This window comes from Rhizobium sp. P44RR-XXIV (genome assembly GCF_001999485.2).
GTDB lineage: Bacteria > Pseudomonadota > Alphaproteobacteria > Rhizobiales > Rhizobiaceae > Rhizobium.
In genome coordinates this window covers 958,786-978,604 of record NZ_MPVZ02000028.1, presented here as the reverse complement: position 1 = coordinate 978,604, position 19,819 = coordinate 958,786, and the positions used below count along the sequence as shown (strand labels likewise).

The window sequence follows — 19,819 nt, the reverse complement described above, 5'->3', positions numbered from 1 at the left end:
GATTTATTTACGATGTTTCAAAGCTGTAGTGGCGAATGGGTCACGCTTTGAAATGAAGTAAACGGAAATTAACTTGCTCCCTTGCTTGTATGTCAAAAGCGGGTAAAACGACACACGTGGCCGGAATCGGGTTCGCTCGGGGCTGGGGACGACTGAAAAAAAGGTAAGAAGTGAAAATGAAGGCTGGTTCAAGATTATTGAACGCAGTGTCGGCGGTAGCGCTGTCTGCTGGTGTTGTTGCGTCGGGCGCTGGTGTTATCACCCTTGCCTCTGCCTCAGTTGCGGAAGCCGCTGTTATTCAGCGGGTCGATGTCCAGGGTGCCGAGCGCATCGGGGCAACGGCTGTTCGTGATAATATCACGATCAAGCCCGGCAAGAGCTTCTCTCCCGCCGATATCGATTCATCGGTGAAGCAGCTTTATGCGACCGGATACTTCTCCGATGTGCATATCAGCGTTTCGGGCAGCGCCCTTATCGTCTCCGTCAAGGAAAACCAGCTGATCAACGCTGTGGTTTTCAACGGCAACCACAAGATCAAGGACGACAAGCTTCAGGGCATCGTGCAGACGCATGCTGCCGGTCCTTACAACGAAGCCAGCGTTCAGGCCGATATCAAGACCATCAAGGACGCCTACGCCTCGATTGGCCGTAACGACGTCCAGGTGACGACGCAGACCGCGCAGGTCGCGCAGGGCCGCCTCAACGTAGCCTTCGTCATCAATGAAGGTGACCGCACCAAGATCGACAAGATCAACTTCTCTGGCAACCAGGCTTACGGCAGCGGCCGTCTCGCGTCGGTCATCAGCACGAAGAAGACGAACTTCCTGTCCTTCCTGACGCGTAAGGACGTGTATAGCCCGGAACGCCAGCAGGCCGACCAGGATACGCTGCGTCAGTTCTATTACAATCACGGCTATGCCGACTTCCGCATCGTCAGCGCTGACGCGACGATGAACGAGCAGAGCAACGAATACACGCTGAACTTCAATGTCGACGAAGGTCCGCGCTATAATTACGGTGACATCAACGTCGTCTCGACGGTCGATGGCGTCAATGCCGACGAACTGAAGGGTCTCGTTATCACGCACAAGGGCGATGTTTACAGCGCCAAGGATATCCAGACTTCGATCGAAAATATTTCCAAGCGCGTCGCTTCTGCAGGCTATCCGTTTGCTCGCATCACGCCGCGCGGCAACCGCGATCTGACTGGCCACACGATTGGTATCGAATACCTCGTTGACCAGGGCGAGCGCGCTTATGTCGAGCGTATCGAAATCCGCGGCAACACCCGCACGCGCGATTACGTCATCCGCCGCGAGTTCGATCTCAACGAAGGCGATGCGTTCAATCAGGAAATGATCACGCGTGCCAAGCGCCGCCTTGATGCCCTTGGTTACTTCACCAAGGTTGACATCACCACGGCGCAGGGCAGTGCCGCTGACCGTGTCGTCGTCATCGTCAACGTCGAAGATCAGCCGACCGGCTCGTTTGGTATCGGTGCTGGTTACGCCGTCGGCAACAACGGCGGTCTCCTGCTGGAAGCGTCTGTCGAAGAAAAGAACTTCCTCGGCCGTGGTCAGTATATCCGCATCGCAGCGGGTGCCGGCACGGAAGGCAATCGTACCTATAACGTGTCGTTCACCGAGCCTTACTTCCTCGGTTATCGCCTGGCTGCCGGTTTCGATATCTTCAAGAACCAGACGTCGAGCGCCGACTACTACGATTATTCGGAAGAAGGTTTCTCGCTGCGCGTCACCGCGCCGATCACCGAGAACCTGGCGACGACGCTGCGTTATAACTACAAGAAGCTGACATACGACGGCACGAACGATTGGCAGGACAATCTTTCGCGCGCATATGTCAATCTCATTGAAAACGGTCCCTGGACCCAGTCAACGATTTCGCAGACCTTCACCTACAATACGCTGGACGACCAGAATCTGCCGCGTGAAGGTTTCATCGCCAAGTTTACGCATGAATTTGCGGGCCTCGGCGGCGACTCGAACTTCTACAAGCTGAGCGGCAAGGCTCGTTACTACCAGATGATCAGCGACGAAGCTGATATCATCGGCTCGTTGACGGTCGGTGCCGGTTACGTGATGCCGACGGATGGCAGCAAGCTGAACGTGTTCGATCAGTTCACGCTCGGTGGCCGTGAAGTCCGCGGCTTCCAGAATGCTGGTATCGGTCCTCGCGTAGGCAATAACGATAACAACCCGCTCGGTGGCACGACTTACTTCACCGCTTCGGCTGAAGCGAGCATGCCGATGCCGGGTGTACCGCAGGACATTGGTCTGCGTCTCGCAGCATTCGCTGACGCGGGTACGCTCTACGGTAACAAGGCCAATTCCTTCGGCGATTCGGTTTACAACGATAGTTCGATCCGAGCTTCGCTCGGTGCAGGCCTGATCTGGTCGTCGCCGTTCGGTGTCATCCGCGTTGACTATGCTGTTCCGGTTCTCAAGCAGGATTACGACCAGGTTGAGAATTTCCGGTTTGGCATCGCCAACCAGTTCTGATATCGGCAGTCCAGAACTGCGGGCTTGAACACCGTTCTGGAGCTGGTGCTTATGGAACATACAGGTTTTTTCCCGCTCCACGGTGGAGTCAGCTTAGCTAAGCTGGCTCTCCATCTTGGGGCGGAACTGGCTGATGCGGCCTCTTCGGAGGTCGTCATCAGGTCTATTGCTCCCGTCTACCGGGCGGGCGAAGGCGATATTTGCTATATTCTTTCCCGGAAAAATCGTAGCGAGCTGGAGACCTGCAAGGCTTCGGCGATTATTTGCCTGCCGGCACTGCGATCCTTTGTGCCTGCGCATATTCCGATACTTCTGTCCAAGAAGCCGCATACGGATTTCGCACTTGTGGGTGGATTGCTGCATCCGGAAGCGCTGCAGCCGGTTGCGTTCACGTCGAGCCCGGGGACTATTTCACCCGGTGCCTTTATCGATGCGACGGCCAAGCTGGAAGCCAATATTGGCGTGGAGCCGGGAGCTGTCATCGGGCCAGGTGCCGAGATCGGCGAGGGAACCCGCATAGGTGCCAACGCGCTGATCGGACCTGGCGTCAAGATCGGGCGAAATTGCAATATCGGCGGCGGAGCGAGCGTGCTCTGCGCCTATATCGGTAACGGTGTCATTATCCACAACGGCACGCGCATCGGCCAGGACGGCTTCGGTTATGCACCTGGGCCGCGTGGCATGGTGAAAATCGTGCAGATCGGCCGCGTGATCATTCAGGACAATGTCGAGATCGGCGCCAATACCACGATCGACCGCGGCACGATGGACGACACCGTGATCGGCGAAGGCACCAAGATCGACAATCAAGTTCAGATCGGACATAACGTTCGCATCGGCCGCCACTGCGCGATCGTCAGCCAGGTCGGCATCGCCGGCAGCACGGTGATTGGTGACGGTGTGCAGATCGGTGGTCAGGCGGGGTTGAACGGCCATATTCACATCGGCGACGGTGTACAGATCGGCGCCAAAAGCGGCGTGATGAACAGCATTCCGGCGGGCGAGCGTTATGCTGGTCTTCCAGCGCGACCCCTGTGGGATTTTCTAAGGGAATCGGCGGAGATCGCAAAGCGGTCAGGAGCCAGAGAAAAGAAGGACGGGAGTGCGGAGCATGACTGAGGAAGCCAAGGCGTCGTTGTCGTCGGCCGACGTTCTGGAAATTATGAAGCTTTTGCCGCATCGCTATCCTTTCTTGATGGTCGACAAGATCATCGAGATCGACAGCGATAATTCCGCGATCGGCATCAAGAACGTGACGGCGAACGAGCCGCAATTCACCGGGCATTTTCCGGGCTCCCCGATTATGCCGGGCGTGCTGCTCATCGAAGGCATGGCGCAGACTGCAGGCGCAATCTGCGCCCGCAAGGACGGTATCGGCGGCAATCTCGTCTACTTCATGACGATCGACAATGCCCGTTTCCGCAGACCGGTCGTTCCGGGTGATCGCGTCGAGTTTCATGTCGTCAAGCAAAAGCAGCGTGGCACGATCTGGAAATTCCATTGCGACGCCAAGGTCGATGGCTCGCTGGTTGCCGAGGCCGATATCGGCGCGATGATTGTGAGGAAGGATCAAGACCAGGCATGAGCAGCATCGCAAAAAGCGCGAGCATTCATAAGTTCGCGGTCGTTGAGGATGGTGCCATCGTCGGCGAGAACGTCGTGGTCGGCCCTTTCTGCCATGTCGGCCCCAAGGTCGTGCTTCATGACAACGTCCAACTGCTGACGCATGCTGTGGTCACCGGACGTACGACGATCGGCAAGGCAACGAAGATATTTCCGATGGCCATCGTCGGTGGCGATCCGCAGAGCGTTCATCACGGCGGCGAAGAAACGACGCTGGATGTTGGCGAGAACTGCACCATCCGCGAAGGCGTGACGATCAACACCGGTACAGCCGATTACGGCGGCAAGACGATCGTCGGCAACAATAATTTGTTCCTCGCCAATTCGCATGTGGCGCATGATTGCCGCATCGGTAACAACGTTATCATGTCAAATAACGTCATGCTGGCAGGGCATGTGACCGTGGAAGATCGGGCCATTCTCGGTGGCGGTTGCGCTGTCCATCAGTTCACGCGCATCGGCCGGCAGGCCTTCATCGGCGGCCTTTCGGCTGCGAGTTATGATGTCATTCCCTACGGCATGCTGAACGGCAATCCTGGTGTGCTTTCCGGCCTCAATATTGTCGGCATGTCTCGTGCGGGTATCGACCGTGCGGTCATTCACAGGGTTCGACGCGCCTATAAGAGCATCTTCGAAGGCGGCGGTTCGATCCGTGACAACGCCACTGCGATCCGCGAGGAATATGCCGATTGCAAGGAAGTGATTGAAATCCTCGATTTCATCGCAGCCGATAGCGATCGCGCACTGTCGTCGCCTAATCGCGGCAAGAGCTGACGTGGTTTCGGCCGGCCTCAAGGGCGAGGGCAGGTTGGCGATCATCGCAGGCAGTGGCTTCTTGCCCGCCTATGTCGCCGACGCCGCCCGGCAGGCCGGTGAAAATCCCGTTGTTATCGCCTTGACGATGAAGCGGACGAGATTGGTCCGCTTTCGATCACGCCAATCTCGGCGTTGGCAATTTTGCCGGCCTGGAAGCAACTTTTCGCCGCTATGGCGTTGACCGGGTCGTGATGTCCGGCGGCGTTGCCCGCCGTCCGCCCTGGCGCGAGATCCACCCGACTTGGCGGGTGATCAAGGAATTGCCCCTAACCATTCGCACACTTCTTTCTGGTGGCGACAATGCCGTGCTGCAAATGGTCATCCGTTTGATCGAGGCCGGTGGCGTCCGCGTCGTCGGCGCGCACGAAATCGCGCCCGATCTGTTGGCAACTACCGGGCCGCTCGGCCGTCACACACCATCCGCGGAGGATCTGCGCGATATCGTCCAGGGCGCCAAGGCTGCCGATGCGCTGGGGTTGCTGGATGTCGGCCAGGGCGCGGTCAGTGTCGGCGGCCGTGTCGTTGCGCTGGAAGGTGCCGAGGGCACGGACAGAATGATCGAGCGTGTGGCGGCTTGCGCGCTGAAGGGCGTATATCGCAGCGCCGTCGCGGCGTGCTGGTCAAGCTCTGCAAACCGCAGCAGGATGTGCGTGCCGATCTGCCGTCCATCGGCGTTTCCACCGTGCTGAATGCCAAAAAGGCAGGGCTTGCCGGCGTCGCAGTGGAGGCGGGCAGGGCGCTGGTTCTCGAGCGTGAAGCGGTGATTGCAGCGGCGGACGAGGCAGGCATTTTCGTTTGCGGTATCGACCGCGGATTAAGCGCGGAGGGCTTCATGTGAGCGGTGTGACACCACTGAAGCTCGCCGTCGTCGCCGGCGAAGTCTCTGGCGATCTGTTGGGCGGCGATCTCGTTGCGGCGTTGAAGCGGCGCTGTGAAGGCCCCGTGGAATTGGTTGGCGTCGGCGGCGAGGCGCTGGAAGCTCAGGGGCTGCATTCGCTGTTCGATTATTCCGAGCTCTCGATCATGGGTTTCATCCAGGTGATCAAGCAACTGCCGAAGTTGCTCGCTCGCATTCGCCAGACGGCCGATGCCATTATCGCCGCCAAGCCCGACGTGCTTCTTATCATCGACAGCCCGGATTTCACGCATCGCGTCGCCAAGAGGGTGCGCAAGGCATTGCCCACCGTTCCGATTGTCAACTACGTCTGCCCCAGCGTCTGGGCGTGGAAGGAGTATCGGGCGCAAAAGATGCTTGCCTATGTCGATCATGTGCTGGCGGTTCTGCCATTCGAGCCGGAAGCGATGCAGCGCCTCGGCGGTCCGGCGACCACCTATGTTGGCCATCGCCTGACCGTGGATGCCAACCTGCTGGAGACGCGCCAACAGCGTGCTTTGCGCAGTGCCGTCGCCGCCGACGCCCCGATGACTGTTCTCCTTCTCCCGGGGTCGCGCGGTTCCGAAATCCGCCAGCTCCTTCCAGTCTTTGAGCGGGCTACCGAAGAACTTAGTCGGCGAAATAATGCGGTTCGCTTCCTACTTCCGACAGTCCCGAAGCAGGAAGCTCTCGTGCGCTCGCTCCTGGAAAGCTGGACCGTCAAACCGGAAATCCTTGTCGGTCAGCGTGCAAAATGGCAGGCCTTCGCGCAGGCGGATGCCGCCATGGCCGCATCGGGCACGGTGATTCTGGAACTGGGCCTGGCCAGCGTTCCGGTGGTTTCGACCTACAAGACGGAGTGGCTGGCGAGATTCGTGATGTCGCGCATCAAGGTGTGGTCGGCCGCCCTGCCGAACCTGATTGCCGACTACGCAGTCGTGCCGGAACTTATCAACGACGTCCTGCGTCCCGGCCTTTTGGCGCGGTACATGGAGCGCCTGTCGAATGATACGCGCGAGCGCGCGGCGATGCTCGCGGGCTACGATCTGGTCTGGCAACGGATGCAGACAGAGGAGCCGCCGGGCGACAAGGCTGCGGCGATCATTCTGGACGTTTTGTCCCATAAAAAAACCGGTCATTTCTGACCGGTTTTTTGTTTTCAATGCCGAAGCTTAGCGCTTGGAGACCGGAACATATTCGCGCAGCGGTGCGCCGGTGTAGAGCTGGCGCGGACGGCCGATACGCTGATGCGGATCCTCGATCATCTCGTTCCACTGAGCGATCCAGCCGACGGTACGGGCGAGAGCGAACAGCACGGTGAACATGGTCGTGGGGAAGCCCAGAGCCTTCAGCGTAATGCCGGAATAGAAGTCGACGTTCGGATAGAGCTTCTTCTCGATGAAATATTCATCGGTAAGCGCGATGCGCTCCAGCTCGATCGCGATATCCAGCAGCGGATCGTCCTTGATGCCGAGTTCGCCGAGAACTTCGTGCGCCGTCTTCTGCATGATCTTGGCGCGCGGGTCGTAGTTCTTGTAGACGCGATGGCCGAAGCCCATCAGGCGGAACGGATCGTTCTTGTCCTTGGCGCGGGCAATGTATTCCGGAATACGATCAACGGAGCCGATTTCGCTGAGCATGTTGAGCGCTGCTTCGTTGGCGCCGCCATGAGCTGGGCCCCAGAGGCAGGCAATGCCGGCAGCGATACAGGCAAACGGATTGGCACCTGAAGAGCCGGCGAGACGGACCGTCGAGGTCGACGCATTCTGCTCATGGTCCGCATGCAGGATGAAGATGCGGTCCATGGCGCGTGCGAGCACCGGATTGACCACATATTCTTCGCAGGGAACCGCGAAACACATGCGCAGAAAGTTCGATGCGTAGTCGAGATCGTTCTTCGGATAAACGAAGGGCTGGCCGATATGATACTTGTAGGCCATTGCGGCAAGCGTCGGCATCTTCGCGATCATGCGAAGACTCGCGACCATGCGCTGATGCGGATCGGTGATGTCGGTCGAGTCGTGATAGAAGGCCGACAGCGCGCCAACGCAGCCGCACATGACGGCCATCGGATGCGCATCGCGGCGGAAGCCGGTGAAGAAGCGCGACATCTGCTCATGCACCATGGTGTGGTGCACGACGCGATGGTCGAAGTCCTTCTTCTGTGCTGCCGTCGGCAATTCGCCGTAAAGAAGCAGATAGCAAACTTCGAGAAAATCGCCGTGTTCGGCCAGCTGATCGATCGGATAGCCGCGGTGCAGCAGAACGCCTTCGTCGCCATCAATATAGGTGATGCTCGACTCGCAAGACGCCGTCGAGGTGAAGCCGGGATCGTAGGTGAAAGTGGAGGTGTTCTTATAAAGGGCACCAATATCAATGACACTCGGGCCGATGGTTCCGGTTTTGACCGGCAGATCCACCGTCTTCTCACCCCAAGTTAGTTTCGCGCTTTGTTCCGTCATGCTGATCCTCCAAGATTTGGCGGGATTGACGCCATAAAAAGCGCCAAAAGGTTAAGCGACTAACGACTAGCTATATGATCCAGAGCCTAATGCCAAGTTATCCTAATGCCGAATTGTGCATTGCAGTATCAACTTTTGGGCACTGCGGTAGCCTGTTTGATCGCGCCGTTCCGGTAAATAGCGCAAATCGGTGACAGATTTGTCGATTTCGGTTGAAATCACCTGATGGTGACGGCAAAAATCGCGCGAAAGCTGTAGTTTTGCGTGGGGCAGGCGCTCAATGCCTAATTTAGAGGCACCGGAACAGCAGGAAGATGGCCGGGACCTTGTTCTGCCTTCGCAGCATCGCCACGCTATTGCCTCATTCGCCCCTCGTGCGAAGACTGGACGACGTCAACGAACGCAAGATCAGGCGCGCCTGTTCGCACAGCTCTACCTGGCCCTCGGTCATGGCCGAGCTGCCATAGGAAGGCTGATCGAAGAGGAAGCGGCGCATGGTCGCGCCATCCTGTTCGCACCAATCTATATGGGGCTGGGCTCGATATTTTGGTTCAAGGTCGATAGCGATCCGCCTTCGCAAGCGGTCCTGGTGGCACTGCTGCTTTTGACGGGCGCCTTTCTGTTTAAGCGTGATGCGGGCCGTCTGTTCCGACATGTCCTCTTTGCCGGCATGCTGGCGAGTCTGGGCGTGGCTCTGGCGCAATGGGAAAGCTGGCGGGCATCGACAGTGATGCTCGATTCGGCAGTGACGACAACCGTTACTGGTCGGGTCGAAAGGCGTGAATCCTATGACAACGGCCGTTGGAGATATGTCGTCAAAGTCGATGGAACGGAAAAGCCGGCCATTCGAAGAGCGCCGGAACGCGTCACTATCTTCGTCCGAAAACAGGCAGAGCCATTCAACCTGGGTGATCGGATTCAGGGCAGGGCGCGGCTAACGCCGCCGGCAGGCCCGGCCTTGCCGCGCCTCAACGATTTCGCATTCAGCTCCTATTTCAATGGAATTGGCGCGAACGGCTTCGCCTACGGCACCCCGGAATTATTGTCTCCAGATGGTGATGTCACAAAAGAGTCGTTGCTCGATCAGGCGGATATCTGGCTCGCCGGCCTGCGTAACAGCATAGGTGACAGGATCAGGAGAACCTTGCCAGGCGACACCGGTGCGTTTGCAGCCGCACTTGTCACCGATGAGAGACGAGCGATTTCAGATGAAACGACCGAGGCGCTGCGAACCGCAGGCCTGACGCATATCATCGCCATTTCAGGCTTGAACATGGCGCTATCGGCGGGCATCTTCTATATCGGCCTGCGTTATCTCTTCAGCCTGTTTCCAGGTGTCGCGCAGGCTTGGCCAACCAAGAAAGTGGCTGCGTTCGGTGCGCTGCTCACCGTGACAGCCTATTACCTCATTTCCGGTTTCGGCGTGTCTGCAGAGCGCGCCTTCATCATGATGGCGATCATGCTGGTTGCCGTGCTCTTCGACCGGCCATCGATCAGCCTGCGAAATGTAGCGCTTTCGGCAATCGTGATCCTCATTCTGTCTCCATCGCAAGTGCTGGGGCCGAGCTTCCAGATGTCCTATGCCGCGACGCTGGCGCTGGTGTCGGGCTACACGCTCTGGAAGCGGCGGCAGCATCGCGAAAGCATATTTTCGCGCTCCAGGTTCCTCAGCCCGCTGCTCTTCGTCTCTCGTTTTTTCGGCGGCGTGTTGTCAACATCCTTCGTCGGCGGTGCTTCGACGGCGATTTTCTCGATCGAGCATTTTCACCGACTGGCGACATACGGGCTTGCTGCAAATCTCGCCGCCATGCCGATCGTCTCGTTCATTGTCATGCCGTTCGGCATGATGGCCATGTTGCTGATGCCGCTTGGCCTTGATGCGCCATTCTGGAAAGTCACCGGTGAGGGACTGGAACTGGTCATCCTGATCGCGAAGACCGTGGCGGGCTGGGGAGGCGATATCACCTTTGGCCGTCAAGCGGGCTGGCTCATGCCAACTTTCATAGCCGGCTTCCTTATCATGACCATGCTGCGGACCCGCCTGCGCCATGTCGGGCTGCTGTTGTTGCTCTCAGCGATCGGTGCAGCAACATTCAATTCCGGCGTGCCGAAGCCGGATCTGATGATTTCCGAAGATGGCGCTCTGGTCGCGTTGCGACAGGACGACATCTTGGCAACGAACCGCGAAAGACCGCAGGCTTTTATCTTCGAGCAATGGCAGAAGGCGCTGGTGGCAGCAGAACACCAACCGCCAACCGTTCTTCCGACCGACAGCCGGCTCCCTCATGTCAGCAAAGCAGATCGCCGCCGGCGGTTAAGCACGGAGGAACAAAACGCAGTGCGCAAGGCAATGGAGGAAGCGCTCGATCAGACGATGCAGGGAAGCTTTGCATGCCAGAAGGGTGCATGGTGTGTCGCAATGCTTGAAAACGGCGCGATGCTTGTCACCATCGAGGACGCAGCCTATCTACCGCCTGCTTGCGATACCGCAAATATCGTCATCACGCCGATAAAACTGCGCCTCGATCGCTGCCGCTCCGGAGCAATGCTTTTCACCGGCGCTACATTGAGGCGAACCGGCTCGGTCGAAATGAATTTCGACTCGGACACGCCTATCATCTCCACAGCGTTCGACAATCCGCAGCGCCCATGGATGCGGCACCGAACCTATGATTGGCGCACCGGAACCTATGGTGTGCCAATCCGTTCTGCGTCACCAGTCAATGATAGCGGCGAATGAGGCCGACAAGCTTGCCCTGGACCTTGACGCGATCCGGCCCGAATATGCGTGTTTCATATGCCGGATTGGCGGCTTCTAGAGCGATGGAAGCGCCCTTGCGGCGAAACCGCTTCAACGTTGCTTCTTCGTCATCCACAAGGGCGACAACAATGTCACCGGGATTGGCAGTCGTTGAATTGCGGATGATGACGGTATCGCCGTCAAAAATGCCGGCATCGATCATCGAATCGCCCCGCACTTCCAAGGCATAATGTTCGCCCGAGCCGAGCATATCGGCGGGAACGGTTATTTCATGGGTATTGTTCTGAATGGCCGAAATCGGAACGCCGGCTGCGATGCGGCCCATGACGGGCACCGACACCGAACTGTTCTGGTCGTCATTGGCCACCTTTGGGGGAGCAGGCGGCGCGACCGGCTGTGGCTTGCCAAGACTGCCTTCGATGACGCTCGGTGAAAAGCCGCGGCGCGGCTGCAGGCTGGGATTGTAGGCATCCGGCAGCTTGATGACTTCGAGCGCTCTCGCCCGATTCGGCAGGCGACGGATGAAGCCTCGCTCTTCCAAAGCCGTGATCAAACGGTGAATGCCGGACTTGGATGCAAGATCCAATGCGTCCTTCATTTCATCGAAAGATGGTGGAACGCCGGACTCCTTCATCCGTTCGTGAATGAAGAGAAGCAGTTCCTGCTGCTTGCGCGTCAACATCGTCTTGGAACCCCAGAATCAAGAGAAACGTCGTGAAACAAATCCAGAACGGACACTATATGTTCCATATGTGTTCCGCAAGTACTTAAATTTCGGTAAAGCCTTGCCCTGTCAGTTAGATATTTAAAATTATCGAATGGATCGTGGCGCGACGGCGAGTGGTTATATCGGTGCTAACATAACGATAAATATGGGAAAACGCCGCTGGATGCGCAGACGGAGTGGTTTTAAGTTTAAGTCACCTATCTGAAGCATGGCTGAAATCTAGCTTGTACCGAGAAGGTTCGGCTGCTGTCGAGAATCAGTCATTGTCCAGTATCATCGCTATGCTGCTTCGGCCTTGAATTGGACCGTGGATCGGCGCAAACCTGCCGCAGCAGAAAATCGGAGACGCCATGACTTCGTTGCCGCATCCGCTGGATCATCTTGTGCTGCCGACGGTCAATATCGCATCGGCGCGTGAACGCCTTGGCAGGCTTGGCTTTACGGTGGCTCCGGATGCGCGCCATCCCTTTGGCACCGAGAACGCATGCGTCTTCTTTGCCGACAAGACCTATCTGGAGCCCCTCGGGGTCACATCTCTGGAGCAGTGTGAAAAGAGCATCGAGGACGGCAATGTCTTCGTCGCTCGTGATCAGGCCTATCGGTTTCGGATAGGTGAAGACGGGTTCTCCGGCGTGGTTTTCGGCACGGATGACGCTGTCGCTGATGACGAACGTTTCAAGGCCGGCATGATCTCCGCCGGACGGATGCTGGATTTTTCGCGGCCGATGAGGATGCCGGATGGCACGGAAACCCAGGCGGGCTTTCGTCTTGCCTTTGCCGCCGATCTGCGTGCGCCCGATTTCCTGGCCTTCTGCTGCCAGCGCATCAATCCGTTGCCCGCCGATCGCAGCGTGCTGGAGCGCCATGAAAATGCTGTCACCGGCATTGCGCGGGTGGCGATATCGACGACCAAACCCGCCGCGTACCGCTCGTTTTTCGAGGAGATCATAGGTGACCCCAGGATATCCGAGCATTCCTTCGGACTGACAATCCGGGCTGCCAATGCCGACATCGATCTCCTGACGCCGGAAGGCATGGAGGCGTTTTACGATTTGCGGGTCGGCAAGGACGATCCGGGGCTTCGAGCCCGCGCAATCCTTTTCAAAACACGCGATCTTTCCGTGACATCGTCGCATTTCGCTGCTAACGGCGTCACCTACACGCGTAAGAACAACCGTATATTGGCAAGGCTGGCGCCCGCAGCGGGCGCTCTTTTCGCCTTTGAGGAGATAGCATGAGCACGAATTCGGAAGTGATCGTCGGCGAGGGAGCGTCCAAGGTTCTGTTTTCCAACACTGCCAAGCTGTCGCTGATCGCCGGCCCCTGCCAGATGGAGAGCCGCGAGCATGCCTTCATGGTGGCCGGCGTGCTGAAGGAACTCTGCGACAAGCTCGGCATCGGCCTTGTCTATAAATCCTCCTATGACAAGGCGAACCGCACCTCGCTCTCCGGCAAGCGCGGTATCGGCATCGAGAAGGGATTGGAAATTTTTGCCGATCTCAAGAAGGAATATGGCTTTCCGGTGCTGACCGATATTCACACCGAGGAACAATGCGCCGTTGTCGCCAAGACGGTTGATATCCTGCAGATCCCGGCCTTCCTTTCGCGCCAGACCGACCTGCTGGTCGCCGCCGCCAAGACCGGCCGCGTCGTCAACGTCAAGAAGGGCCAGTTCTTGGCGCCCTGGGACATGAAGAACGTCCTTGCCAAGCTGAATGAAAGCGGCAACCCGAATATCCTCCTCTGCGAGCGTGGCGCCTCCTTCGGTTACAACACGCTGGTCTCGGACATGCGCTCGCTGCCCATCATGGCGGCGATGGGTGCGCCCGTCATTTTCGATGCGACCCACTCCGTGCAGCAGCCGGGTGGGCAGGGCGGCTCGACTGGCGGCGATCGCCGATTCGTAGAGACGCTGGCGCGCGCCGCAGTTGCCGTTGGCGTTGCCGGCGTCTTCGTCGAGACGCACGAAGATCCGGACAATGCGCCCTCGGACGGCCCGAATATGGTCTATCTGAAGGATATGCCGCGGCTTCTGGAGAAGCTTCTGGCCTTCGACGCCATCACCAAGGCCTGAGAAATCACAGGCATTCAACAGGCTGACATGATTTTGCGTTACGGGGCCTGAAGGAGTGTCAAATCGGGAGGCGGAGCGGCATTGTAATTTCCGCGTCTTCGATTAAGACCATTTCAATCGATTTATAAACCAGCGAGCAGGAAGCTATCATGACCGCAATCACCGACATTATCGCCCGCGAGATTCTCGACAGCCGTGGCAATCCCACCGTCGAAGTCGATGTCTACCTCGAAGACGGCAGCATGGGCCGCGCGGCGGTTCCGTCGGGTGCGTCTACCGGTGCGCACGAAGCCGTCGAGCTTCGCGATGGCGGCACGCGCTACCATGGCAAGGGTGTTGAGAAGGCTGTCGAGGCCGTCAATTCGGAAATCTTCGACGCGATCGGCGGCATGGACGCTGAAAACCAGATCCAGCTCGACGACATCATGATCGAGCTTGACGGTACGCCGAACAAGTCCCGCATTGGCGCCAACGCCATCCTCGGCGTATCGCTCGCCGTCGCCAAGGCCGCAGCCCAGAGCGCCAACCTGCCGCTCTACCGTTATGTCGGCGGCGCTCATGCCCGCTTGCTGCCGGTTCCGATGATGAACATCATCAACGGCGGCGCTCATGCCGACAACCCGATCGATTTCCAGGAATTCATGATCCTGCCAATCGGCGCCGAAACGTTCCGCGATGCCGTGCGCATGGGCTCGGAAGTTTTCCACGTCCTCAAGAAGGAACTGGCCTCCCAGGGCCACAACACCAATGTCGGTGACGAAGGCGGCTTTGCACCGGGCCTGTCGAGCGCTCCTGCTGCCCTCGATTTCATCATGAAGTCGATCGAAAAGGCTGGCTACAAGCCTGGCGAAGAAATTGCGCTTGGCCTCGATTGCGCCTCGACCGAGTTCTTCAAGGACGGCAAGTACGTGCTGGAAGGCGAAGGCCGCACGCTGGAATCCGGCGCGATGGCTGAATACCTCGCAGAACTCGCCGCCAAGTACCCGATCGTCTCGATCGAAGACGGCATGGCTGAAGACGACTGGGAAGGCTGGAAGACGCTCACCGACCTGATCGGCAAGAAGACGCAGCTCGTCGGCGACGACCTGTTCGTCACCAACTCCGCTCGCCTGCGCGATGGCATCCGCATGGGCGTCGCCAACTCGATCCTCGTCAAGGTCAACCAGATCGGTTCGTTGACCGAAACCCTCGACGCCGTCGAAACTGCGCACAAGGCCAACTACACAGCCGTCATGTCGCACCGCTCTGGCGAAACCGAAGACTCCACGATTGCCGATCTCGCGGTTGCCACCAACTGCGGTCAGATCAAGACCGGCTCGCTGTCGCGCTCCGACCGTCTTGCCAAGTACAACCAGCTGATCCGCATCGAAGAAGGTCTCGGCCCACAGGCAAAATATGCCGGCCGCTCCATTCTTCGCGCCTGATACTGGGGCAGCGTGATCCCCGGGGATCTACGCCTTCGTCATCCAGGAGATCGAACCGCGCCTTCGGGCGCGGTTTTTTGTTGCGGGGGCAGTTAGAGTCAACGGACGGTTAATCTCTCGCGGCTAGAGTCGCTCTAGGTGTTTGATTTGACGTGATCTTATCCGCAGCCACAGTGCTATCGTCGCATGGGTCTGAGGCTAGAGATCTCCAGCGATAGAGCGTTTCGAGCGAGTATGTGGACAAAGTATCATAAGAAGAGAAAGTTCGGCCGTTTCGTTCTTCCCGCTGTTACTGTGGCCTTCGTCAGCTATTTCGGCTATCATTGTGTCCATGGTGACTACGGCCTGAAGGCCACGGAGGTTTTCGAGCAGCGCCGTATCGATCGCAGCAAGGAACTCGCTGATCTCGTCGCCAAGCGTGAGCACCTTGAAAAGGAAGTCGCTCTGCTGAGCGATGGCTCCCTGGACAAGGATATGCTGGACCAATATGCGCGCTATCAGCTGACCTATTCCAAGGCGAACGAGATCGTCATCTTCAATAAATAGCCACAATTAACCGAATTTCGGTTAATTGCGTTTTTGCAAATAATATCAGTTACTTGCAAAGAATATGAGCCATGCAATTATAGCATTGCTGTGGCGAACAATCTTGCCTATGTTACGCCTCACCACAAAACGAGGCTACTCACACAGGGAGGGTTGAATGGCGCCGCGAAAGAACGCGACCGTTTCCAGCCGTAAAACAGCATCCAGGCCTGCCAAGGAAACCAATGGCGGTCCGATCGCGGAATTCGACCGCGATGCGGAGCTCAAGGCTTATCGTGAGATGCTTTTGATCCGCCGCTTTGAAGAGAAGGCCGGCCAGCTTTACGGCATGGGCTTCATCGGCGGCTTCTGTCACCTCTACATTGGCCAGGAAGCTGTCGTCGTCGGCATGCAGATGGTTTTGAAGGATGGCGACCAGGTCATCACCGGTTATCGCGATCACGGGCACATGCTGGCAACCGGCATGGAAGCACGCGGCGTCATGGCCGAGCTTACCGGACGTCAGGGCGGCTATTCCCGAGGGAAGGGCGGCTCCATGCACATGTTCTCCAAGGAAAAGAATTTCTACGGCGGCCACGGCATCGTTGGCGCCCAGGTCTCGCTCGGCACCGGCCTTGCCTTTGCCAACCGCTATCGCGGCAATGACAATGTCAGCGTCGCCTATTTCGGCGATGGTGCTGCCAACCAGGGCCAGGTCTACGAAAGCTTCAACATGGCGCAGCTCTGGAAGCTGCCCGTTATCTTCGTGATCGAGAACAACCGTTACGCCATGGGCACTTCGACTGCCCGCGCCACCGCGCAGGCTGATTTCTCCAAGCGCGGCGCCTCGTTCGGCATCCCCGGCATCCAGGTCGACGGCATGGACGTTCGCGCCGTCAAGGCAGCGGCCGATGAGGCCATAGCTTACTGCCGCTCCGGCAAGGGCCCGATCATCCTGGAAATGCTGACCTACCGTTACCGCGGTCACTCCATGTCGGACCCGGCGAAGTATCGCTCCAAGGACGAAGTGCAGAAGATGCGCTCCGAGCATGATCCGATCGAGCAGGTTCGCGTTCGCCTTCTCGAAAAGGGCTGGGCGACCGAGGATGATCTGAAGGATATCGACAAGGATGTCCGCGAAATCGTCGCCGATAGCGCCGATTTTGCCCAGAGCAATCCGGAGCCGGACGCATCCGAGCTCTACACCGACATTCTGCTGTAAATCGGGGAGGGACGATCAATGCCCATCGATATTCTTATGCCCGCCCTTTCTCCGACGATGGAAGAAGGCACTCTTTCGAAATGGCTCAAGAAGGAAGGCGACAAAGTCACTTCCGGTGACGTCATTGCCGAAATCGAAACCGACAAGGCCACCATGGAAGTGGAAGCCGTCGACGAAGGCGTCATCGGCAAGCTGCTGGTTGAAGCCGGCACCGAAGGCGTGAAGGTCAACGCCAAGATCGCCATCCTGCTGCAGGACGGCGAATCTGCTGCCGACATTTCGTCCGCCAAGGCTGCACCCGCTGCCGAACCGGCCAAGGCCGAAGCACCTGCCGCCGCTGCTCCCGCTGCCGCGCCGGCACCCGTTCCGGCCCAGCCGAAGGCCGCGGCTCCTGTCGATCCGGAAATTCCGGCCGGCACCGAGATGGTCTCGACGACCGTGCGCGAAGCGTTGCGCGATGCGATGGCCGAAGAAATGCGCGCCAATCCCGACGTTTTCGTCATGGGCGAAGAAGTCGCCGAATACCAGGGTGCTTACAAGGTCACTCAGGGTCTGCTGCAGGAGTTTGGTGCACGCCGCGTCGTCGACACCCCGATCACCGAGCATGGTTTTGCCGGTATCGGCGTCGGTGCCGCCATGGCTGGCCTCCGTCCGATCGTCGAGTTCATGACCTTCAACTTCGCCATGCAGGCGATCGACCAGATCATCAACTCCGCTGCCAAGACGCTCTATATGTCTGGCGGCCAGATGGGTGCTCCGATCGTCTTCCGCGGTCCGAATGGCGCTGCTGCCCGCGTCGGCGCTCAGCACAGCCAGGATTACGCCGCCTGGTACAGCCAGATCCCCGGCCTCAAGGTCGTCATGCCCTACACGGCAGCCGACGCCAAGGGTCTGCTGAAGTCGGCTATCCGCGATCCGAACCCGGTCATCTTCCTCGAAAACGAAATCCTCTACGGCCAGCACTTCGACGTGCCGAAGCTGGATGATTTCACTGTGCCGATCGGCAAGGCCCGCATCCATCGTCCGGGCAAGGACGCAACGGTCGTCTCCTTCGGCATCGGCATGACCTATGCCACCAAGGCAGTCGCCGAACTGGAAGCCCAGGGCATCGATGTCGAACTCATCGACCTGCGCACCATCCGTCCTATGGATCTCCCGGCAATCATCGAATCGGTCAAGAAGACCGGCCGCCTGGTGACCGTCGAAGAGGGTTATCCGCAGTCGTCCGTCGGCACCGAAATTGCTACCCGCGTCATGCAGCAGGCTTTCGACTATCTCGATGCGCCGATCCTGACGATTGCTGGCAAGGACGTACCCATGCCTTACGCCGCCAACCTCGAAAAGCTGGCGCTTCCAAGCGTCGCCGAAGTGGTCGATGCGGTGAAGGCCGTTTGCTACAAATAAGGGGAGGGCCCATCGATGCCTATCAACATCACCATGCCTGCCCTCTCGCCGACCATGGAAGAGGGCAACCTCGCCAAGTGGCTGGTCAAGGAAGGCGACAAGATCAAGTCCGGCGATGTCATCGCCGAGATTGAGACCGACAAGGCAACGATGGAAGTCGAAGCTGTCGATGAAGGCACCGTTGCCAAGATCGTCGTTCCGGCCGCACCGAAGGCGTCAAGGTCAATGCCTTGATCGCCGTGCTCGCCGCCGATGGCGAGGATGTTGCGGCTGCTGCTTCCGGTGCTGGCGGCGGCGCTGCCCCGGCTCCCAAGGAAGCACCGAAGGCGGAAGCTGCTCCTGCAGCCGCTCCGGCTGCAGCGCCTGCTCCGGCAAGCGTTGCGGCTCCCGTTGCATCCGCTCCGGCTCCGGCCGCAGCTACGGTCATCGTACCTTCGGCTTCGCCGCTCGCACGTCGTCTTGCCAAGGAAGCCGGCGTCGATGTCGCTGCAGTTGCCGGCTCCGGCCCGCACGGCCGCGTCGTCAAGAAAGATATCGAATCTGCCATAGCAGGCGGTACAGGCAAAGCTGCTCCCGCAGCAGCACCGTCTGCACAGCCGGCCGCTGCTGCCACCGCTCCGGCAGCACCGAAGGGCATGTCCGACGATGCCGTCCTCAAGCTGTTCGAGCAGGGTTCCTACGAGCTCGTGCCGCATGACGGCATGCGTAAGACGATTGCCAAGCGCCTGCAGGAATCCAAGCAGACGATCCCGCACTTCTACGTCTCGGTCGATTGCGAACTCGACGCGCTGCTGGCTCTCCGCACTCAGCTCAACGATTCCGCTCCGAAGTCGAAGGACGGCGTTCCGGCCTACAAGCTCTCGGTCAACGACATGGTCATCAAGGCCCTGGCTCTCGCACTGCGCGATGTGCCGGATGCCAACGTGTCCTGGACCGACAGCAACATGGTCAAGCACAAGCACGCCGATGTCGGCGTTGCCGTCTCCATTCCGGGCGGACTGATCACGCCGATCATCCGCAGCGCCGAACAGAAGACGCTCTCCACCATCTCCAACGAGATGAAGGACTACGGCAAGCGCGCCAAGGAGCGCAAGCTGAAGCCCGAGGAGTATCAGGGCGGGACGACCGCTGTGTCGAACATGGGCATGATGGGCGTCAAGAACTTCGCCGCCGTCGTTAACCCGCCGCATGCGACCATTCTGGCCGTCGGCGCGGGCGAGCAGCGCGTCATCGTCAAGAAGGGCGAAATGGTGATTGCCAACGTGATGACCGTCACGCTGTCGACCGACCATCGCGCCGTCGACGGTGCGCTCGGTGCCGAGCTTCTGGCAGCCTTCAAGGGCTACATCGAAAATCCGATGGGGATGCTCGTCTGAGCCTTGTTCTGA

At 58.7% G+C, this 19,819-nt stretch carries 14 protein-coding genes and 2 pseudogenes; 14 read left to right on the top strand and 2 right to left on the bottom strand.

Going from position 1 to position 19,819, the window contains the following annotated elements:
* Positions 1–176 precede the first annotated feature (176 nt).
* From bamA to lpxB, 6 genes and pseudogenes are all read left to right on the top strand, one after another.
* Positions 177–2,519, top strand: a complete 2,343-nt coding sequence (gene bamA / locus BSK43_RS21875) for an outer membrane protein assembly factor BamA (RefSeq protein WP_077469850.1) — start codon at positions 177–179, stop codon at positions 2,517–2,519.
* Between the two features lie 51 nt (positions 2,520–2,570).
* The gene (lpxD, locus tag BSK43_RS21870; RefSeq protein WP_077469851.1) at positions 2,571–3,638 is read left to right on the top strand and encodes a UDP-3-O-(3-hydroxymyristoyl)glucosamine N-acyltransferase; all 1,068 of its coding nucleotides are present in this window, start codon (positions 2,571–2,573) and stop codon (positions 3,636–3,638) included.
* A complete protein-coding gene (gene fabZ, locus BSK43_RS21865; RefSeq protein ID WP_077469852.1) occupies positions 3,631–4,104 on the top strand; it encodes a 3-hydroxyacyl-ACP dehydratase FabZ in 474 nt (157 codons plus the stop codon). The genes lpxD and fabZ overlap by 8 nt, the downstream gene beginning before the upstream one ends.
* Positions 4,101–4,916: an acyl-ACP--UDP-N-acetylglucosamine O-acyltransferase gene (gene lpxA / locus BSK43_RS21860; RefSeq protein WP_077469853.1), complete on the top strand. Its 816-nt coding sequence runs from the start codon at positions 4,101–4,103 to the stop codon at positions 4,914–4,916. The genes fabZ and lpxA overlap by 4 nt, the downstream gene beginning before the upstream one ends.
* A gap of 1 nt (position 4,917) precedes the next feature.
* Positions 4,918–5,796 (top strand): annotated as a pseudogene (locus BSK43_RS21855) (LpxI family protein).
* Positions 5,793–6,977 (top strand): lipid-A-disaccharide synthase, encoded by a 1,185-nt coding sequence (gene lpxB, locus BSK43_RS21850; protein WP_077469855.1) that lies wholly within the window; start codon positions 5,793–5,795, stop codon positions 6,975–6,977. Before BSK43_RS21855 ends, lpxB begins: the two are co-directional and overlap by 4 nt.
* Before the next feature lie 27 nt (positions 6,978–7,004).
* On the opposite strand, the gene gltA is transcribed toward lpxB, so the two are convergent.
* On the bottom strand, positions 7,005–8,294 hold the full coding sequence (gene gltA / locus BSK43_RS21845; protein WP_077469856.1) for a citrate synthase: 1,290 nt from the start codon (positions 8,292–8,294) through the stop codon (positions 7,005–7,007).
* A 280-nt stretch (positions 8,295–8,574) separates the two neighbouring features.
* Between gltA and BSK43_RS21840 the strand changes: the two genes are divergently transcribed.
* Positions 8,575–11,034 (top strand): ComEC/Rec2 family competence protein, encoded by a 2,460-nt coding sequence (locus BSK43_RS21840; RefSeq protein WP_077469857.1) that lies wholly within the window; start codon positions 8,575–8,577, stop codon positions 11,032–11,034.
* Here the strand turns inward: BSK43_RS21840 and lexA are convergent.
* Positions 11,015–11,737: a transcriptional repressor LexA gene (gene lexA, locus BSK43_RS21835; RefSeq protein WP_068386422.1), complete on the bottom strand. Its 723-nt coding sequence runs from the start codon at positions 11,735–11,737 to the stop codon at positions 11,015–11,017. The two genes, BSK43_RS21840 and lexA, sit on opposite strands and share 20 nt — an antisense overlap.
* A gap of 395 nt (positions 11,738–12,132) precedes the next feature.
* On the opposite strand from lexA, the gene BSK43_RS21830 reads away from it, so the two are divergent.
* The 7 genes and pseudogenes from BSK43_RS21830 (at position 12,133) to BSK43_RS21800 (ending at position 19,807) form a co-directional block, all read left to right on the top strand.
* Positions 12,133–13,020: a VOC family protein gene (locus BSK43_RS21830; RefSeq protein ID WP_077469858.1), complete on the top strand. Its 888-nt coding sequence runs from the start codon at positions 12,133–12,135 to the stop codon at positions 13,018–13,020.
* Complete coding sequence (kdsA, locus tag BSK43_RS21825) at positions 13,017–13,856, top strand: 3-deoxy-8-phosphooctulonate synthase (RefSeq protein ID WP_077469859.1); 840 nt, start codon at positions 13,017–13,019, stop codon at positions 13,854–13,856. The genes BSK43_RS21830 and kdsA overlap by 4 nt, the downstream gene beginning before the upstream one ends.
* A 149-nt stretch (positions 13,857–14,005) precedes the next feature.
* Positions 14,006–15,280, top strand: a complete 1,275-nt coding sequence (eno, locus tag BSK43_RS21820; RefSeq protein ID WP_077469860.1) for a phosphopyruvate hydratase — start codon at positions 14,006–14,008, stop codon at positions 15,278–15,280.
* A gap of 234 nt (positions 15,281–15,514) precedes the next feature.
* Positions 15,515–15,826, top strand: coding sequence for a septum formation initiator family protein (locus BSK43_RS21815; protein ID WP_068386432.1), 312 nt, complete (start codon positions 15,515–15,517; stop codon positions 15,824–15,826).
* A 157-nt stretch (positions 15,827–15,983) separates the two neighbouring features.
* Complete coding sequence (pdhA, locus tag BSK43_RS21810) at positions 15,984–17,027, top strand: pyruvate dehydrogenase (acetyl-transferring) E1 component subunit alpha (RefSeq protein WP_068386436.1); 1,044 nt, start codon at positions 15,984–15,986, stop codon at positions 17,025–17,027.
* Positions 17,028–17,045: 18 nt separating this feature from the next.
* Complete coding sequence (locus tag BSK43_RS21805) at positions 17,046–18,431, top strand: pyruvate dehydrogenase complex E1 component subunit beta (protein ID WP_077469861.1); 1,386 nt, start codon at positions 17,046–17,048, stop codon at positions 18,429–18,431.
* Between the two features lie 15 nt (positions 18,432–18,446).
* Positions 18,447–19,807 (top strand): annotated as a pseudogene (locus BSK43_RS21800) (pyruvate dehydrogenase complex dihydrolipoamide acetyltransferase).
* The last annotated feature ends 12 nt before the right edge of the window (positions 19,808–19,819 follow it).

What these genes read in the sequence shown, in the direction of transcription:
- bamA (WP_077469850.1), top strand. Translation starts at nt 177, where the DNA reads ATGAAGGCTGGTTCAAGATTATTGAACGCAGTGTCGGCGGTAGCGCTG.
- lpxD (WP_077469851.1), top strand. Translation starts at nt 2,571, where the DNA reads ATGGAACATACAGGTTTTTTCCCGCTCCACGGTGGAGTCAGCTTAGCT.
- fabZ (WP_077469852.1), top strand. Translation starts at nt 3,631, where the DNA reads ATGACTGAGGAAGCCAAGGCGTCGTTGTCGTCGGCCGACGTTCTGGAA.
- lpxA (WP_077469853.1), top strand. Translation starts at nt 4,101, where the DNA reads ATGAGCAGCATCGCAAAAAGCGCGAGCATTCATAAGTTCGCGGTCGTT.
- gltA (WP_077469856.1), bottom strand. Translation starts at nt 8,294, where the DNA reads ATGACGGAACAAAGCGCGAAACTAACTTGGGGTGAGAAGACGGTGGAT.
- BSK43_RS21840 (WP_077469857.1), top strand. Translation starts at nt 8,575, where the DNA reads ATGCCTAATTTAGAGGCACCGGAACAGCAGGAAGATGGCCGGGACCTT.
- lexA (WP_068386422.1), bottom strand. Translation starts at nt 11,737, where the DNA reads ATGTTGACGCGCAAGCAGCAGGAACTGCTTCTCTTCATTCACGAACGG.
- BSK43_RS21830 (WP_077469858.1), top strand. Translation starts at nt 12,133, where the DNA reads ATGACTTCGTTGCCGCATCCGCTGGATCATCTTGTGCTGCCGACGGTC.
- kdsA (WP_077469859.1), top strand. Translation starts at nt 13,017, where the DNA reads ATGAGCACGAATTCGGAAGTGATCGTCGGCGAGGGAGCGTCCAAGGTT.
- eno (WP_077469860.1), top strand. Translation starts at nt 14,006, where the DNA reads ATGACCGCAATCACCGACATTATCGCCCGCGAGATTCTCGACAGCCGT.
- BSK43_RS21815 (WP_068386432.1), top strand. Translation starts at nt 15,515, where the DNA reads ATGTGGACAAAGTATCATAAGAAGAGAAAGTTCGGCCGTTTCGTTCTT.
- pdhA (WP_068386436.1), top strand. Translation starts at nt 15,984, where the DNA reads ATGGCGCCGCGAAAGAACGCGACCGTTTCCAGCCGTAAAACAGCATCC.
- BSK43_RS21805 (WP_077469861.1), top strand. Translation starts at nt 17,046, where the DNA reads ATGCCCATCGATATTCTTATGCCCGCCCTTTCTCCGACGATGGAAGAA.